General features: G+C 52.9%; 12 protein-coding genes, 2 tRNA genes and 3 rRNA genes. 8 read left to right on the top strand and 9 right to left on the bottom strand.

Annotation, left to right across the window (positions count from 1 at the left end):
* Positions 1 to 9: 9 nt before the first annotated feature.
* The 7 genes from dkgB to gmhB form a co-directional block, all read right to left on the bottom strand.
* Positions 10 to 813, bottom strand: a complete 804-nt coding sequence (dkgB, locus tag PW844_RS24080) for a 2,5-didehydrogluconate reductase DkgB (RefSeq protein ID WP_299457265.1) — start codon at positions 811 to 813, stop codon at positions 10 to 12.
* Between the two features lie 170 nt (positions 814 to 983).
* Positions 984 to 1,060, bottom strand: a tRNA-Asp gene (locus PW844_RS24085).
* A gap of 74 nt (positions 1,061 to 1,134) precedes the next feature.
* Positions 1,135 to 1,250, bottom strand: a 5S ribosomal RNA gene (rrf, locus tag PW844_RS24090).
* Positions 1,251 to 1,356: 106 nt separating this feature from the next.
* A 23S ribosomal RNA gene (locus tag PW844_RS24095) occupies positions 1,357 to 4,260 on the bottom strand.
* A gap of 216 nt (positions 4,261 to 4,476) precedes the next feature.
* Positions 4,477 to 4,551: transfer RNA gene (locus PW844_RS24100), tRNA-Glu, on the bottom strand.
* An 89-nt stretch (positions 4,552 to 4,640) separates the two neighbouring features.
* Positions 4,641 to 6,182: ribosomal RNA gene (locus PW844_RS24105) — 16S ribosomal RNA — on the bottom strand.
* The 16S, 23S and 5S rRNA genes sit together here with 2 tRNA genes alongside, the layout of an rRNA operon.
* 382 nt (positions 6,183 to 6,564) lie before the next feature.
* Positions 6,565 to 7,125 (bottom strand): D-glycero-beta-D-manno-heptose 1,7-bisphosphate 7-phosphatase, encoded by a 561-nt coding sequence (gmhB, locus tag PW844_RS24110; protein ID WP_084872894.1) that lies wholly within the window; start codon positions 7,123 to 7,125, stop codon positions 6,565 to 6,567.
* Positions 7,126 to 7,313: 188 nt separating this feature from the next.
* Here gmhB and metN point away from each other — a divergent pair, with 188 nt between their 5' ends.
* The 6 genes from metN to proS all read left to right on the top strand — a co-directional run bounded on the left by metN (position 7,314) and on the right by proS (position 12,888).
* Positions 7,314 to 8,345, top strand: a complete 1,032-nt coding sequence (gene metN / locus PW844_RS24115; RefSeq protein ID WP_299457268.1) for a methionine ABC transporter ATP-binding protein MetN — start codon at positions 7,314 to 7,316, stop codon at positions 8,343 to 8,345.
* Positions 8,338 to 8,991 (top strand): methionine ABC transporter permease MetI, encoded by a 654-nt coding sequence (locus PW844_RS24120; RefSeq protein ID WP_013507970.1) that lies wholly within the window; start codon positions 8,338 to 8,340, stop codon positions 8,989 to 8,991. Before metN ends, PW844_RS24120 begins: the two co-directional genes overlap by 8 nt.
* A gap of 36 nt (positions 8,992 to 9,027) precedes the next feature.
* Entirely contained in the window at positions 9,028 to 9,843 is an 816-nt protein-coding gene (locus PW844_RS24125) for a MetQ/NlpA family lipoprotein (protein ID WP_084872890.1), read from the top strand.
* Positions 9,844 to 9,972: 129 nt separating this feature from the next.
* Positions 9,973 to 10,374: an Rcs stress response system protein RcsF gene (gene rcsF / locus PW844_RS24130; RefSeq protein WP_299457274.1), complete on the top strand. Its 402-nt coding sequence runs from the start codon at positions 9,973 to 9,975 to the stop codon at positions 10,372 to 10,374.
* Positions 10,371 to 11,078, top strand: coding sequence for a tRNA (N6-threonylcarbamoyladenosine(37)-N6)-methyltransferase TrmO (tsaA, locus tag PW844_RS24135; protein ID WP_299457275.1), 708 nt, complete (start codon positions 10,371 to 10,373; stop codon positions 11,076 to 11,078). The genes rcsF and tsaA overlap by 4 nt, the downstream gene beginning before the upstream one ends.
* A 91-nt stretch (positions 11,079 to 11,169) precedes the next feature.
* A complete protein-coding gene (gene proS / locus PW844_RS24140) occupies positions 11,170 to 12,888 on the top strand; it encodes a proline--tRNA ligase (RefSeq protein ID WP_299457276.1) in 1,719 nt (572 codons plus the stop codon).
* A gap of 35 nt (positions 12,889 to 12,923) precedes the next feature.
* On the opposite strand, the gene arfB is transcribed toward proS, so the two are convergent.
* The gene (gene arfB, locus PW844_RS24145; protein ID WP_084872881.1) at positions 12,924 to 13,334 is read right to left on the bottom strand and encodes an alternative ribosome rescue aminoacyl-tRNA hydrolase ArfB; all 411 of its coding nucleotides are present in this window, start codon (positions 13,332 to 13,334) and stop codon (positions 12,924 to 12,926) included.
* A gap of 216 nt (positions 13,335 to 13,550) precedes the next feature.
* Here arfB and PW844_RS24150 point away from each other — a divergent pair, with 216 nt between their 5' ends.
* Positions 13,551 to 13,751, top strand: a complete 201-nt coding sequence (locus PW844_RS24150) for a YaeP family protein (protein ID WP_013507964.1) — start codon at positions 13,551 to 13,553, stop codon at positions 13,749 to 13,751.
* Entirely contained in the window at positions 13,738 to 14,001 is a 264-nt protein-coding gene (gene rof, locus PW844_RS24155; RefSeq protein WP_084872879.1) for a Rho-binding antiterminator, read from the top strand. Before PW844_RS24150 ends, rof begins: the two co-directional genes overlap by 14 nt.
* 41 nt (positions 14,002 to 14,042) lie before the next feature.
* Here the strand turns inward: rof and PW844_RS24160 are convergent, their stop codons facing one another.
* Positions 14,043 to 14,351 (bottom strand): cytochrome c, encoded by a 309-nt coding sequence (locus tag PW844_RS24160; RefSeq protein WP_299458300.1) that lies wholly within the window; start codon positions 14,349 to 14,351, stop codon positions 14,043 to 14,045.

Below are 14,351 nucleotides of genomic sequence, written 5' to 3' on the forward strand. Positions count from 1 at the left end.
ATTTCACGCTTAATCCCAGGACGGTGACAGACCTTCCGGGCTGACCATACGTTGTGCTCGATCCAGAGCATGGATCTTATCCATATCTTCACGATCCAGCGTCAGATCCTGCGCATGCAGATTGCCTGCAAGGTTCTCACGTTTGGTCGATGATGGAATCACCGCATAACCCAGCTGCATTGCCCACGCCAGCACAACCTGTGCAGGAGTGGCCTGATGTTTTTGCGCAATCGCCTTAATGACTTCGTCTTTCAGCGCTTGGCCATAAGCCAGCGTCATATAGGAGGTAATGCGAATGCCCTGCTCCTGAGCAAACTCCACTACCTGCTCATTCTGCAAATACGGATGCAGCTCGATCTGATTCGTCGCGATATTTTCCACACCTACGGCTTCAATTGCCTCTTTCATCAGCGCGATGGGGAAATTTGAAATGCCGATCTGGCGCGTCAAACCCGCTTCTTTGGCAGCCATTAATGCCTGCATACTTTCTTTCACTGAAACAGCGGCTCCTGGGGATGGCCAGTGGATCAGGGTAAGATCGACGTAGTCGGTGCGCAATTTGAACAAGCTATCTTTGAGACTGGGAATCAGTTTTTCGGCAGAGAGGTTTTCTACCCAGATCTTAGTCGTCACGAACAGCTCACTACGTTCGATGCCACTTTCGGCAATCGCCTGACCTACTGCGGCTTCGTTTTCATAGATCTGAGCGGTATCGATAGTACGATAACCCAGCTCAAGTGCAGTTTTAACTGAATGAATAACAACGTCGTCTTGCAGACGGAAAGTACCTAAACCAAAAGCTGGAATTGTCATGATTTCCTCATCAGTGAATGGAATATTTCGATGAGGGATATTGTGACAGTATCATTGCTGCTGAAAAATCCGCTTATAAGCAGAGGAATTTTGCGTTTCAGTCAACAATCAATGTTGATATGCCAGAAATGAAAAAGCCCTGACTTTTCAGTCAGGGCTAATCAAGAGAGTGGCGGTGCGGACGGGACTCGAACCCGCGACCCCCGGCGTGACAGGCCGGTATTCTAACCGACTGAACTACCGCACCACCGAATACTGCATTACCAGCGGGGTCTCGCTGATAACCGGTGTTACCTTTTCAGGTAAGTACCTTAAATTGATGCCTGGCAGTTCCCTACTCTCGCATGGGGAGACCCCACACTACCATCGGCGCTACGGCGTTTCACTTCTGAGTTCGGCATGGGGTCAGGTGGGACCACCGCGCTACAGCCGCCAGGCAAATTCTGTTTATCCGCACCGCCCTCTCAGGCCGCACGAATCTATCCGGATGAATCAAGCTGAAAATCTTCTCTGGTCTCTCAACCAAAACGCCTCTGGCGTTGTAAGGTTAAGCCTCACGGGTCATTAGTACCGGTTAGCTCAATGCATCGCTGCACTTACACATCCGGCCTATCAACGTCGTCGTCTTCAACGTCCCTTCAGGACCCTCAAGGGGTCAGGGAGAACTCATCTCGGGGCAAGTTTCGTGCTTAGATGCTTTCAGCACTTATCTTTTCCGCACTTAGCTACCGGGCAATGCCATTGGCATGACAACCCGAACACCAGTGGTGCGTTCACTCCGGTCCTCTCGTACTAGGAGCAACCCCCCTCAATTCTCCAGCGCCCACGGCAGATAGGGACCGAACTGTCTCACGACGTTCTAAACCCAGCTCGCGTACCACTTTAAACGGCGAACAGCCGTACCCTTGGGACCTACTTCAGCCCCAGGATGTGATGAGCCGACATCGAGGTGCCAAACACCGCCGTCGATATGAACTCTTGGGCGGTATCAGCCTGTTATCCCCGGAGTACCTTTTATCCGTTGAGCGATGGCCCTTCCATTCAGAACCACCGGATCACTATGACCTGCTTTCGCACCTGCTCGAGCCGTCACTCTCGCAGTCAAGCTGGCTTATGCCATTGCACTAACCTCCTGATGTCCGACCAGGATTAGCCAACCTTCGTGCTCCTCCGTTACGCTTTGGGAGGAGACCGCCCCAGTCAAACTACCCACCAGACACTGTCCGCAGCCCGGATCACGGGCCTACGTTAGAACATCAAACATTAAAGGGTGGTATTTCAAGGCCGGCTCCACGCAGACTGGCGTCCACGCTTCAAAGCCTCCCACCTATCCTACACATCAAGGCTCAATGTTCAGTGTCAAGCTATAGTAAAGGTTCACGGGGTCTTTCCGTCTTGCCGCGGGTACACTGCATCTTCACAGCGATTTCAATTTCACTGAGTCTCGGGTGGAGACAGCCTGGCCATCATTACGCCATTCGTGCAGGTCGGAACTTACCCGACAAGGAATTTCGCTACCTTAGGACCGTTATAGTTACGGCCGCCGTTTACCGGGGCTTCGATCAAGAGCTTCTCCTTACGGATAACCCCATCAATTAACCTTCCGGCACCGGGCAGGCGTCACACCGTATACGTCCACTTTCGTGTTTGCACAGTGCTGTGTTTTTAATAAACAGTTGCAGCCAGCTGGTATCTTCGACTGGCTTCAGCTCCGGGAGCAAGTCCCTTCACCTAATGCCAGCGTGCCTTCTCCCGAAGTTACGGCACCATTTTGCCTAGTTCCTTCACCCGAGTTCTCTCAAGCGCCTTGGTATTCTCTACCTGACCACCTGTGTCGGTTTGGGGTACGATTTCGTGTTACCTGGAGCTTAGAGGCTTTTCCTGGAAGCAGGGCATCAGTTACTTCACCACCGTAGTGGCTCGTCATCACGCCTCAGCCTTAAAGCATTCCGGATTTGCCTGGAATGCAAGCCTACACGCTTAAACCGGGACAACCGTCGCCCGGATAACCTAGCCTTCTCCGTCCCCCCTTCGCAGTAACACCAAGTACAGGAATATTAACCTGTTTCCCATCGACTACGCTTTTCAGCCTCGCCTTAGGGGTCGACTCACCCTGCCCCGATTAACGTTGGACAGGAACCCTTGGTCTTCCGGCGAGCGGGCTTTTCACCCGCTTTATCGTTACTTATGTCAGCATTCGCACTTCTGATACCTCCAGCAGACCTCACAGTCCACCTTCAGCGGCTTACAGAACGCTCCCCTACCCAACAACACATTGTGTCGCTGCCGCAGCTTCGGTGCATGGTTTAGCCCCGTTACATCTTCCGCGCAGGCCGACTCGACCAGTGAGCTATTACGCTTTCTTTAAATGATGGCTGCTTCTAAGCCAACATCCTGGCTGTCTGTGCCTTCCCACATCGTTTCCCACTTAACCATGACTTTGGGACCTTAGCTGGCGGTCTGGGTTGTTTCCCTCTTCACGACGGACGTTAGCACCCGCCGTGTGTCTCCCGTGATAACATTCTCCGGTATTCGCAGTTTGCATCGGGTTGGTAAGCCGGGATGGCCCCCTAGCCGAAACAGTGCTCTACCCCCGGAGATGAGTTCACGAGGCGCTACCTAAATAGCTTTCGGGGAGAACCAGCTATCTCCCGGTTTGATTGGCCTTTCACCCCCAGCCACAGGTCATCCGCTAATTTTTCAACATTAGTCGGTTCGGTCCTCCAGTTAGTGTTACCCAACCTTCAACCTGCCCATGGCTAGATCACCGGGTTTCGGGTCTATACCCTGCAACTTAACGCCCGGTTAAGACTCGGTTTCCCTTCGGCTCCCCTATGCGGTTAACCTTGCTACAGAATATAAGTCGCTGACCCATTATACAAAAGGTACGCAGTCACACCCCAAAGGGTGCTCCCACTGCTTGTACGTACACGGTTTCAGGTTCTGTTTCACTCCCCTCGCCGGGGTTCTTTTCGCCTTTCCCTCACGGTACTGGTTCACTATCGGTCAGTCAGGAGTATTTAGCCTTGGAGGATGGTCCCCCCATATTCAGACAGGATACCACGTGTCCCGCCCTACTCGTCGGACTCACAGTCCGTGCATTTTCGTGTACGGGGCTGTCACCCTGTATCGCGCGACTTTCCAGACGCTTCCACTAACACACAAACTGATTCAGGTCCTGGGCTGTTCCCCGTTCGCTCGCCGCTACTGGGGGAATCTCGGTTGATTTCTTTTCCTCGGGGTACTTAGATGTTTCAGTTCCCCCGGTTCGCCTCGTTAACCTATGTATTCAGTTAACGATAGTGCACAAGTGCACTGGGTTTCCCCATTCGGACATCGCCGGCTGTTGCGGTTCATATCACCTTGCCGGCGCTTTTCGCAGATTAGCACGTCCTTCATCGCCTCTGACTGCCAGGGCATCCACCGTGTACGCTTAGTCGCTTAACCTCACAACCCACAGGCGTTTTGCAACGCTTATGAATCGCAAGCTTTTGAGAGACTCGAACGCGCCGCTTTCATTTCTTATTACGGAGAAATGAAACAACGCGTCGTTTCAAATTTTCAGCTTGTTCCGGATTGTTAAAGAGCAAATATCTCAAACGTGACTCGTAAGCCAGTTTTGAGATACTGAGCAGCGACACCTTTCACCTGTCACCAAGCAAGTGGCGTCCCCTAGGGGATTCGAACCCCTGTTGCCGCCGTGAAAGGGCGGAGTCCTAACCGCTAGACGAAGGGGACACGAATGTGTCACGACTTCGCAGCCGTCTTGCTCATTACGTTTTCATCAGACAATCTGTGTGAGCACTTCGAAGGAAGGTATCTTCAGGTAAGGAGGTGATCCAACCGCAGGTTCCCCTACGGTTACCTTGTTACGACTTCACCCCAGTCATGAATCACAAAGTGGTAAGCGCCCTCCCGAAGGTTAAGCTACCTACTTCTTTTGCAACCCACTCCCATGGTGTGACGGGCGGTGTGTACAAGGCCCGGGAACGTATTCACCGTAGCATTCTGATCTACGATTACTAGCGATTCCGACTTCATGGAGTCGAGTTGCAGACTCCAATCCGGACTACGACGCACTTTATGAGGTCCGCTTGCTCTCGCGAGGTCGCTTCTCTTTGTATGCGCCATTGTAGCACGTGTGTAGCCCTGGCCGTAAGGGCCATGATGACTTGACGTCATCCCCACCTTCCTCCGGTTTATCACCGGCAGTCTCCTTTGAGTTCCCGACCGAATCGCTGGCAACAAAGGATAAGGGTTGCGCTCGTTGCGGGACTTAACCCAACATTTCACAACACGAGCTGACGACAGCCATGCAGCACCTGTCTCACGGTTCCCGAAGGCACTAAGGCATCTCTGCCAAATTCCGTGGATGTCAAGGCCAGGTAAGGTTCTTCGCGTTGCATCGAATTAAACCACATGCTCCACCGCTTGTGCGGGCCCCCGTCAATTCATTTGAGTTTTAACCTTGCGGCCGTACTCCCCAGGCGGTCGACTTAACGCGTTAGCTCCGGAAGCCACGCCTCAAGGGCACAACCTCCAAGTCGACATCGTTTACGGCGTGGACTACCAGGGTATCTAATCCTGTTTGCTCCCCACGCTTTCGCACCTGAGCGTCAGTCTTCGTCCAGGGGGCCGCCTTCGCCACCGGTATTCCTCCAGATCTCTACGCATTTCACCGCTACACCTGGAATTCTACCCCCCTCTACGAGACTCCAGCCTGCCAGTTTCGAATGCAGTTCCCAGGTTAAGCCCGGGGATTTCACATCCGACTTGACAGACCGCCTGCGTGCGCTTTACGCCCAGTAATTCCGATTAACGCTTGCACCCTCCGTATTACCGCGGCTGCTGGCACGGAGTTAGCCGGTGCTTCTTCTGCGGGTAACGTCAATCGATGAAGCTATTAACTCCACCGCCTTCCTCCCCGCTGAAAGTACTTTACAACCCGAAGGCCTTCTTCATACACGCGGCATGGCTGCATCAGGCTTGCGCCCATTGTGCAATATTCCCCACTGCTGCCTCCCGTAGGAGTCTGGACCGTGTCTCAGTTCCAGTGTGGCTGGTCATCCTCTCAGACCAGCTAGGGATCGTCGCCTAGGTGAGCCGTTACCCCACCTACTAGCTAATCCCATCTGGGTTCATCCGATGGTGTGAGGCCCGAAGGTCCCCCACTTTGGTCTTGCGACGTTATGCGGTATTAGCTACCGTTTCCAGTAGTTATCCCCCTCCATCGGGCAGATCCCCAGACATTACTCACCCGTCCGCCACTCGTCACCCAAGGAGCAAGCTCCTCTGTGCTACCGTTCGACTTGCATGTGTTAGGCCTGCCGCCAGCGTTCAATCTGAGCCATGATCAAACTCTTCAATTTAAGTTTGATGCTCAAAGAATTAAACTTCGTAATGAATTACGTGTTCACTCTTGAGACTTGATATTTTTTAAGTCCGTAGACTTTTGATATCAATCCTGCGAGTGCCCACACAGATTGTCTGATAAATTGTTAAAGAGCAGTGCGAGCAGCGGGTTAACCGTCTGTCGCGAGGTGGCGTATATTACGCTTTCCTCCTTCAGAGTCAATCACTTTTTTCAGCGATTTTCTCCGGCGGGATGAATCACTTCGTCCCTTTCTGACCCGTCTGCGTTGCCGCTTTGCCGTGTCAGTGGAGGCGCATTATAGGGAGACTCTGACGAAGCGCAAGCGCAAATTTCAACTTTTTTACTGTTCGGCTGAAATTTGTGCAAAAGGCCCGTTTTTAGCCCTTTTTAATGCGTGCTGGCAGGTCAGCCAGGCTATCAATTACCCAATCTGCCGCCGCTTCGCCTTCCGCCGTCACCGGTTTGCCAGTGCGCACCAGCACTTTAGTACCTACACCAGCCGCCTGCGCTGCCTGCATATCTTCCAGTTTGTCACCCACCATATAAGAAGCGGCCATATCAATATGCAAATGTTCCTGCGCCGAAAGCAGCATGCCAGGCTGTGGTTTCCGGCAATCACATTGCTGACGATAAGCTTCCACAGTCGCATCCGGCAGATGCGGACAAAAATAGATACCGTCGAGATCAACATCACGGTCTGCCAGCGACCAGTCCATCCACTCGGTCAGCTGCATAAACTGGTCTTCCGTAAACATGCCGCGCGCAATGCCCGACTGATTAGTCACCAATACCAATGCAAAGCCCATTTTTTTCAGCGCCTGCAGCGCCTCGATGGTGCCTTCAATAAACTGAAAATTATCGATCTCATGAACATAGCCGTGATCGACATTCAATGTGCCATCACGATCAAGAAAAATAGCCGGGACTTTGTTCGCCACGTAGAAACTCCTGCTGCAAAAATTGCCGCTCAGTATGGCATGATTGCGCATAATGAGAGAATGGCAGATTGAATGACTTTCGTTGATTTAGCCGTCTGGATGCCTTAACATCCATCCTGATTTCATATGGCTCAGACCGATGAAAACCGAAACACCACGGATAACGCAACACGATAATAATTAACCTAATGATTAAACTAGAAAATATTAGCAAAGTGTTCCAGCAAGGTTCACGCACTATTCAGGCGTTGTCAAACGTCAGCCTGCATGTGCCTGCCGGACAGATTTATGGCGTCATCGGTTCATCCGGTGCCGGTAAAAGTACACTCATTCGCTGCGTCAATTTGCTGGAGCGCCCCACTTCTGGCCGTGTGGTCGTCGGTGGTCAGGATCTGACCTCGCTCTCAGGTGGTCAACTGACTCTGGCTCGCCGCCAGATTGGCATGATCTTCCAGCATTTTAATCTAATGAACTCGCGCACCGTCTCCGGCAATGTCGCTTTGCCGCTGGAGCTGGGTAATCTTTCACGTGAACAGATTAAGAAACGCGTCAGCGAATTGCTGGAGCTGGTTGGACTGGCGGATAAGCATGACGCCTGGCCAGCCAATCTGTCCGGCGGCCAGAAGCAACGTGTGGCGATTGCTCGTGCACTGGCAAGCAATCCTAAGGTACTGCTGTGCGACGAAGCCACCAGCGCATTGGATCCAGCCACTACGCGTTCCATCCTGGAGCTGCTGAAGGATATTAACCGTCGTCTCGGCCTGACCATTCTCTTGATCACTCATGAGATGGACGTTGTGAAGCGCATCTGTGATCAGGTAGCTGTCATCAGCAATGGTGAACTTATCGAGAAAGACAGCGTAAGTGAAGTGTTCTCTCATCCGAAAACACCGCTGGCACAGCAGTTTATTCAGTCAACGCTGCATCTCGATATTCCTGACGACTATCAGCAACGTATGTCCGCACAACCTGTAGCGGGAAGCGTACCTTTATTACGTCTGGAATTTACCGGCAAGTCGGTCGATGCCCCACTGCTGTCGGAAGCGGCACGCCGCTTCAACGTTAACAACAACATTATTAGTGCGCAGATGGATTACGCCGGTGGCGTGAAGTTCGGCATTATGCTGGCCGAAATGGACGGTAATGAAGAAGATACCAAAGCCGCGATTATCTGGCTAAAAGAGAACCACGTGAAAGTAGAGGTACTGGGTTATGTCTGAAGCGATGATGTGGCTGCTGGGACGTGGCATTTGGGAAACGCTGATGATGACCTTCGTCTCCGGCTTTTTTGGTTTTGTGCTCGGTCTGCCGGTTGGCGTTCTGCTGTACGTCACGCGTCCGGGCCAGATTCTGGCGAACGGAGCGCTGTATCGCGTACTTTCTGCGCTGGTGAATATCTTCCGTTCGATTCCGTTCATTATTCTGCTGGTATGGATGATTCCCTTTACCCGCGCGATCGTCGGCACCTCAATTGGTCTGCAGGCGGCTATCGTTCCGCTTACCGTCGGTGCGGCTCCGTTTATCGCCCGCATGGTCGAAAACGCCCTGCTGGAGCTGCCTACTGGTTTAATCGAAGCATCACGCGCCATGGGTGCCACACCCTTGCAAATCGTCCGTAAAGTCCTGTTGCCAGAAGCCCTGCCGGGACTGGTGAATGCCGCTACAATTACCCTGATTACGCTGGTCGGTTACTCCGCCATGGGTGGTGCCGTGGGTGCTGGCGGCCTGGGCCAGATTGGCTATCAGTATGGTTACATCGGCTATAACGCCACTGTGATGAATACCGTGCTGGTACTGCTGGTTGTGCTGGTTTATTTAATCCAATTCTGTGGCGACCGCATCGTGCGTGCTGTGTCCCATAAGTAAGCAAGCAATATCAAAATTCTCTATTAAGGAAAGGATATGTCTTTTACATTTAAAAAGATTGCCGCTGTGGGCGCTCTGATTGGCGTGATTGCGCTGGCAGGATGCGATCAGAAAGCAAAAGATCCAAACCACATTAAAGTGGGTGTGATCGTCGGTGCTGAGCAGCAGGTTGCTGAGACAGCACAGAAAGTCGCGAAAGAGAAATATGGGCTTGATGTTGAGCTGGTTACTTTCAACGATTACGTTCTGCCGAACGAAGCGTTGAGCAAAGGTGATATTGACGTCAACGCCTTCCAGCACAAGCCGTATCTGGATCAGCAGATCAAAGATCGTGGTTATAAACTGGTACCGGTTGGCAACACCTTCGTTTACCCGATTGCCGGTTACTCCAAAAAGATCAAATCTCTGGATGAACTGCAGAACGGCGCACAGATTGCCATTCCGAATGACCCGACTAACCTCGGCCGTTCACTGCTGCTGCTGCAGAAAGTGGGCCTGATCAAACTGAAAGACGGTGTTGGTCTGCTGCCAACCTCGCTGGATATCACCGAAAACCCGAAAAACCTGAAGATTGTTGAGCTGGAAGCGCCGCAGTTACCGCGTTCACTGGACGATCAGCAGATTGCGCTGGCCGTGATCAACACCACCTACGCCAGCCAGATTGGCCTGACTCCGGCTAAAGACGGTATCTTCGTAGAAGATAAAGATTCACCGTACGTGAACCTGATCGTTAGCCGTGAAGATAATAAAGACGCTGAAAACGTGAAAAAATTTGTCGAGGCTTACCAGTCTGACGAAGTTGCTGAAGCAGCGAACAAAATCTTCAATGGCGGTGCTGTGAAGGGTTGGTAATCCCTCCCCCTTCATACCTTGCAGGGCGGCTTCGGCCGCCCTTTCTTTTGCCGGTTGTGGCACCTGACTTGTTATTTACCGTTGTCCTTGTTTCAATAACGCCACTTTTTAAAACATGAGGATGTTGCCATGCGTTTTTTACCGCTCTGCTTGTTAGCATTGATGCTAACCGGGTGTGTGCGTGAATATCACCCGATAAGCAGTGCTTCATCGCGCCCGCAGCAGCAATCCAGCGAGCCGGAACGCAAACCTGCTCCGCGCCCGGCCCCGGTGAAGATCTATACTGATGCGACCGACCTGGTCAGCAAACCGTTCCGCGATCTGGGCGAAGTCTCCGGCGATGATTGCCAGAACAGCAATCAGGATTCACCACCGAATATCAATACCGCCCGTAAACGCCTGCAACAGAGAGCCGCAGGAATGAAAGCGAACGCCGTGCTGCTGCACAAATGCGAAATCGTCTCCACCACCCCGGGCTGCTATCGTCAGGCCATCTGTCAGGGTTCTGCACTGAAAGTCGCCAATCAATGAGTGAGTTTGCCTTTGCGCAAATCGGTGTGATCCGCTCACCGTGGAAAGAGAAATTTGCCGTCCCGCGCCAGCCCGGTCTGGTGCAGGATGGCGGTGGTGAGCTGCATCTGCTGCCGCCTTATAATCAGCCTGAAGCGGTACGTGGCCTGGAAGCATTCAGCCATTTATGGGTGCTGTTTATCTTTCATCAGACGATGGAAGGTGGCTGGCGTCCCACCGTGCGTCCGCCACGCCTTGGTGGCAATGCACGCATGGGGGTATTTGCCACACGTTCAACCTTTCGCCCGAACCCTATCGGTATGTCGCTGGTTGAACTCAAAGATATTCGCTGTGAGAAGCAGCAGGTCATTTTACAACTTGGTAGCCTCGATTTAGTGGATGGTACGCCGGTTGTCGATATCAAACCCTATCTGCCGTTTGCCGAGGCCTTGCCTGATGCACGCGCTGGATTCGCGCAGGCCGCGCCTGAAGCCTCAATGCCGGTGCGTTTCTCCCCGCTCGCACTGACGCAACTTCAGCAACACCAGCAACAACATCCTCATCTGACGCGTTTTATCAGCGATGTGCTGGCGCAGGATCCCCGTCCGGCGTATCGCAAAGGAGAGGAAGCCTGTCGCGAATATGCCGCATGGCTGCTCGATTTTAATGTGCGCTGGCGGATTGATGAGGCAGGTACAGAGGTGGTCGCGATCGATCCGCGCTAAAACCCGCTTTTGAGTGGCTGATCTCGCTGGTACACTAGCCGCCAGCAAAATTTTTTGTCAGTGACCTTCCGTATAACTGGAATCGTAATCAATGCGTACTACTCAATATTTGCTCTCCACTCTGAAGGAGACGCCCTCCGATGCGGAAGTCATCAGCCACCAGCTGATGCTGCGCGCCGGGATGATCCGCAAACTGGCTTCAGGACTCTATACCTGGTTACCGACCGGCATCCGCGTACTGAGAAAAGTTGAAAACATCGTGCGTGAAGAGATGAACAACGCTGGCGCGATTGAGATCTCCATGCCAGTGGTTCAGCCAGCCGATCTGTGGGAAGAGAGTGGCCGTTGGGAGCAATATGGCCCCGAACTGCTGCGTATTAAAGACCGTCACGATCGTCCGTTCGTGCTGGGTCCGACGCATGAAGAAGTCGTTACTGACCTGATTCGCAACGAGTTAAGCTCCTACAAACAGCTGCCACTCAACCTGTATCAGATCCAGACCAAATTCCGTGACGAAGTCCGTCCGCGCTTCGGTGTGATGCGTTCGCGCGAGTTCATCATGAAAGATGCTTACTCGTTCCACGTTTCTCAGGAATCGCTGCAGGAAACCTATGACGCAATGTATCGCGCCTACAGCCAGAGCTTCAGCCGTATGGGGCTGGATTTCCGTGCCGTGCAGGCCGATACCGGTTCGATTGGCGGTAGCGCTTCGCATGAGTTCCAGGTACTGGCCCAGAGCGGTGAAGATGATGTGATCTTCTCCAGCGAATCTGAGTACGCGGCCAACATTGAGAAAGCTGAAGCACTGGCACCGGCAGGTGAACGCCCGCAGCCGACGCAGGAAATGGTGCAGTTCGACACGCCGAACGCTAAGACCATCGCCGAACTGGTTGAGCAACATCAGTTGCCGATTGAGAAAACCGTTAAAACGTTGTTCGTGAAAGGCACAGCAGAAAGCGGCCATGCGCTGGTTGCCCTGTTGCTGCGTGGCGACCACCAGTTGAACGAAGTGAAAGCCGAGAAGCTGGATATCGTCGCTGCTCCGCTGGAAATGGCAACTGAAGCTGAAATCCGTGCAGTGCTGGGCGCAGGCCCGGGCTCCCTCGGCCCGGTAGGTTTGACCATGCCGGTCATTGCGGATCGTACCGTGGCGAAAACCAGCGATTTCTGCGCGGGTGCTAACATCGATGGTAAACACCTGAGCGGTATTAACTGGGGCCGTGACCTGCCAGAACCGCGCGTGGAAGATATCCGTAACGTCGTTGCTGGCGATCCAAGCCCGGACGGTAAAGGTACACTGCTGATTAAGCGTGGTATCGAAGTCGGCCACATTTTCCAGCTTGGCACCAAGTACTCAGACGCACTGAAAGCAGCAGTCCAGGGCGAAGATGGCCGTAATCAGGTCATGACCATGGGTTGCTACGGTATCGGTATTACCCGCGTTGTTGCAGCCGCCATTGAGCAGAATCATGATGATCGTGGCATCATCTGGCCAGCCGCGCTGGCGCCGTTTGAAGTCGCGATTCTGCCGATGAATATGCACAAATCTTTCCGTGTGAAAGAAGTCGCGGAAGAGCTGTACAACACCCTGCGTGCTAAAGGCATCGACGTGATTCTGGATGACCGTAAAGAGCGTCCGGGCGTGATGTTTGCCGATATGGAACTGATTGGTGTGCCACACACCATCGTCATTGGCGACCGCAACCTCGATAACGCAGAGATCGAGTACAAAGCGCGCTCTGCCAGTGAGAAAGAGATGATTAAGCACAGCGAAATCGTTGATTTCCTGGCAAAGGCTCTGAACAAGTAATGTCCCCAGGCGCCTCCCTCCGGAGGCGCTTTTTTTTAGCGTACTTTCCCCCGCAACGACTTGGTGCTACTCCGCCGCGCTTTACCTTCCAGCCGCCGTTCTTTCGATGCGCGTGTTGGACGAGTGGCACGCCGTACTTTCTCCACGGTAGTGAGTTCCCGAATCAGGTTAATCAATCGCTGCACAGCCGCCTCACGATTCATTTCCTGGCTGCGGTACTCCTGAGCTTTGATAATCACCACCCCTTCATCGGTGATCAGATGGTGGCGGGCTGCCAGCAGACGCTCTTTGTAGAACGGTGGCAGCGACGATGCTGCGATATCAAAACGCAGATGAATGGCGGTAGAAGTTTTATTTACATGCTGTCCACCTGCACCCTGCGCACGAATGGCACTCAGCTCAACCTCATTTTCCGGCAGTGAAACGGAGCGTGACAATACAATCATCTGTCACCTGCTGCCTGTTGGGGGGAGATACCGCGTAATAACCTGTTCATCAACTTAACCTTTTGTGCTCATGACTCATGCTCAGGACCAGCGAATTTTGTCACTTTCATGTTTTTCTCTGCGTGCTTCACGCTGTTGCCTGGCTGATTTCAATGAAATGCCTGTGATATAGTCACCTATCAACCAGAGTATTGATACTCTGCTGAGGAGGTGAATGTGCAAAAGTATTGTGAGTTAGTTCGCCAGAAATATGCCGAGATTGGCAGCGGCGACCTGGGGTATGTGCCAGACGCCATTGGATGTGCGCTGAATGCACTCAATGATATTGCCGCTAATTCTGCGCTAAACTCTTCTGTCAGGGAACAGGCAGCCTATGCCGCTGCGAACTTATTGGTGAGCGACTATGTTGACGAATGAAGCCTACAAACCCATCAACTGCGATGACTACGACAACCTGGAACTCGCCTGCCAAAAACACTGGACGCTGTCGCTGGAGTTGAAAAGCGGCGAACAGCTCAAGGCGAAAGCCGTGGACATGGTCTCACGTAAAAACGTTGAGTATCTTGCTGTCGACCTCTCCGGTGAAACACGCGAGCTGCGGCTCGATCACATCGCCAGCTTCAGTCATCCTGAGCTGGGCACCGTCATCGTCAGCGAAGACGAGTAACCTTCCAATGGGCGGGAAGTTTCACATCCCGCCCCCCTCATTTACGGTTGTAGCGAACTGTAATACGCCGCCAAATCGGCCATATCCTCATCACTTAACCCAGCCACAAACGCCTTCATGACTTCAGCCTGACCGCCACTACGCTCGCCTTTTTTGTATGCCTGCAGGGAATGCAGCAGATAAGGCGCATGCTGCCCGGCCAGATTAGGATACAAAGGCACTGCGCTTTTTCCCTCAGCACCGTGGCATGCCATACAGCTGGCGGCTTTCTGCGCACCTGCCTTGATATCACCGTCGGCCAGTGCAGGCAGTGCCACGACTAAAAACGCCGCCGCGATCCAGTGTTTCAT

Origin of the sequence: Pantoea sp., assembly GCF_028283705.1 — a bacterium.
GTDB lineage: Bacteria > Pseudomonadota > Gammaproteobacteria > Enterobacterales > Enterobacteriaceae > Pantoea.